This is a genomic window from uncultured Oscillibacter sp. (genome assembly GCF_910579365.1).
Taxonomy (GTDB): Bacteria; Bacillota; Clostridia; order Oscillospirales; family Oscillospiraceae; genus Oscillibacter.
This window is the reverse complement of record NZ_CAJTUX010000140.1, coordinates 1-2,684: the sequence shown is the minus strand read 5'-3', so window position 1 is coordinate 2,684 and position 2,684 is coordinate 1. Positions and strand designations below refer to the sequence as shown.

The 2,684-nt window shown below is 54.1% G+C and carries 3 protein-coding genes and 1 pseudogene; all 4 read right to left on the bottom strand.

The features are described from left to right. Positions 1-77: 77 nt before the first annotated feature. The gene (locus tag QZ329_RS15430; RefSeq protein WP_160572788.1) at positions 78-398 is read right to left on the bottom strand and encodes a hypothetical protein; all 321 of its coding nucleotides are present in this window, start codon (positions 396-398) and stop codon (positions 78-80) included. A gap of 76 nt (positions 399-474) precedes the next feature. Beyond that, the gene (locus QZ329_RS15425) at positions 475-858 is read right to left on the bottom strand and encodes a recombinase family protein (protein ID WP_160572787.1); all 384 of its coding nucleotides are present in this window, start codon (positions 856-858) and stop codon (positions 475-477) included. Beyond that, positions 848-2,458 (bottom strand): recombinase family protein, encoded by a 1,611-nt coding sequence (locus QZ329_RS15420; protein WP_160572786.1) that lies wholly within the window; start codon positions 2,456-2,458, stop codon positions 848-850. The genes QZ329_RS15425 and QZ329_RS15420 overlap by 11 nt, the downstream gene beginning before the upstream one ends. Continuing rightward, positions 2,455-2,684 (bottom strand): annotated as a pseudogene (locus QZ329_RS15415) (hypothetical protein); the annotation flags it as partial. The pseudogene QZ329_RS15415 and the gene QZ329_RS15420, both read right to left, overlap by 4 nt.

Here is a 2,684-nt window from a genome sequence, read left to right as displayed (position 1 = left end):
TCCGCCAATGTCAAGCACGGAACAAAAATTAAATGTAAATAAACTATGAACACTTCCGAATGGTTTCAACTGCGGGACTACTCGACCTCAGTATCAAAACACTTGGCATATCTGCTAATTAAATCTTCCAGCGCGGTGTGCCCGTTCTCGCAAAGTCGGTTCAGGTTTGTTTCATTTACAATGCCGGTGTCGTGAATCAGAATACCCAGCAGCCGAAGGGCTTCAAAAACCGCTCGTCTGTAATGGTACTCCATTTCACGTCGGTACAGCCACCGGAGATTTCCGTTACAATCTCCCGAATGTTTTTGAGCGTCTACCATTAGGCTGAGTGATGCGAGGATACTGCAAACCCGGTCCTGATAGGCGGCTTCTGTCGTATCGGCAAATCTAATATCCATGGTATTTCACCCCAATTTTATACGGATTAAGGGCCTCTCCGTCCAAGTTCTTGGATGGAGAGGCCCCTGCTTGGGACTATCTGTAATCTGTCCTGCTTGTGTTCACCAACTCACGCAGTATCTCGGTGGCCGTCTGTGGCACAGCGCCGTCAGCACAGACCACCTCAACAAACTGATCTTCCAGCCAGCGCAGATAAGCGTCCGTCCTTCCAACATCCCGCCCCAAGCGGGAGAGGTTTGCTACCAGCAGAAGGTCAATGTCCCCAGCGGCCACCGCGCCGGAAACCTCGGCCAGCCCCCGGCGGGAGAAGTCTAATCCGCTGGCTTGTTCGGCAGTCGTGCCCACAATCTTAAAGCCATGTACTTCCGCATATGCCTCCAGACTGGCCTGTTGAGCCGCCAGCGCGTGTGCGTCAGGGTGTGCGACCCTGCAATAAATCCAGGCTCTTTTATTCTCCATTCTGATGATCTCCTTGCAAATCAAGTATCAGTTTTTTCAACTCGTCCCGGTAATTCCAGATGGTTTCAATTCGCCCACCAGGGTGGATGCGGACCTCTTTCAAAACATCCGCCACAATCTCATCGGTAATTTCCTCCACCTCCAGATACTTCCCAAAAGCAGAGACAAAACCGTTCCGCAAGCTGCCGTCCGTGTCCATATTCTCCAGTGCGGCCTCCAACTCGGTGATCTGGACAGCGGCATCATCCCGCTGTTTTGCGGCGGCAGCTTTTGCGGTGAGATATTCCGCCTTGCTGATCTCGCCCAATGCAAAGGATTCATAGAGGCCGCTGACCTGCTGGGAAAGCCGCTGGTGTTTCTCCCGCAGTCCCGCGAGGTTTTTCCTCGTGGCGGTAATATCCTTTTTCCGGCCCTGGCACTGTTCCTCCCATAACCGGCTCAGTTCCACCGCTATCAACGCCTGCACATGAAGCCCTTCGGACACAGTATCCAGAATGTCCGCTTCGGGTATCCTCTCCCTGCAAGTATAGTCGGAATTCATGCGAGAAGTACGGCACACGAAATACGGCGCTGACCCCTGCACCCGGCTCATGGCATAGCCGCAGATTCCACAGTGGATTTTCTTCTGCAAGGGATGCCTATGATGTTTGACCGCTCTACGTTCCAAGGCTCGTATTGCCGCCTGTGCGCGGTCAAATTCTTCCTGAGTAACAATACCCTCATGAGTATCGTCTACAACAATCCAGTCCTCACGGTCAACCCGAACCACATGGGCATGACCGATCCGGTCACGAGTATGCTTTCCATAGACAATCCTGCCAACATAGCGTTCATCCCGCAGGATGCCGTAAATCAGACTGCCCGTCCAAAAGTTTTCGTCAAACAGGTTGTTCCATTTGGTACGGGTACACCCAGCCGCCCGCTTGTAAAGCATGGGAGTAGGTACGCCCTCCGCGTTGAGCTGTCGTGCAAGCTGTTCCTTCCTCTGGCCGTCCGCCGTCATGAGAAAAATACGCCGCACCGTCTCCGCCGCCTCCGGGTCTATCACAAGGCGGCTTCTGTCAGCCGGGTCCTTGACGTAACCATAGGGAGCAAAAGGGGAAAGAAAGTCTCCCTGCTGGGCGCGGAAACGCTTTGCGCTCCGCACCTTCCGGGACAGGTCCCGGCTGTATAGGTCGTATATGAGGGCCTTAAAGGAGGTTTCCAGGCTGTCAATATCGGCTGGCCGGATGCTGTCAAAGCCATCATTGACGGCGATAAACCGCACTCCCAGGAAGGGGAATACGCTGGAAATGTAGTTGCCGACTGTAAGATAATCACGGCCAAACCGGGATAAATCCTTCACCACGATACATTGGATTTTCCCCGCCCGCACCTGGGCGATCATTGCTTGAAAGCCGGGACGCTCGAAGTTTTTGCCGCTCCATCCGTCATCACAGAACTCGACTACATGGGAATCCGCCAATTCCGGGGTACGGCTGATAACGGCATCCAGCAAGTTTCTCTGGTTCGTGACGCTGTTGGATTCGGTCTTTCCGCTTTCACCTAAATCGTTGTCCTCTGCGGACAGCCGGATATATTTTGCGGTGACGCCACTCATACGGGCACCGCCTCTCCCGCTGCCGCCAACAACCGAAGCAGGGAATTATACTCATCCCGGTAACGGAGCGTAATGCTGACGCGGTTTTCTGCGTCAATCTCCACCCGCTCAATCAGTGCGTGGGCCATGGCCTCCGTCAGCGCGGTTTCTTCCTTGAATTGATCGCAGGCGGTAAGCCAGGGGTTTTCCGTGGTCCGCTGCCGTTCGTCCCTCTGCCGCTGTTCCA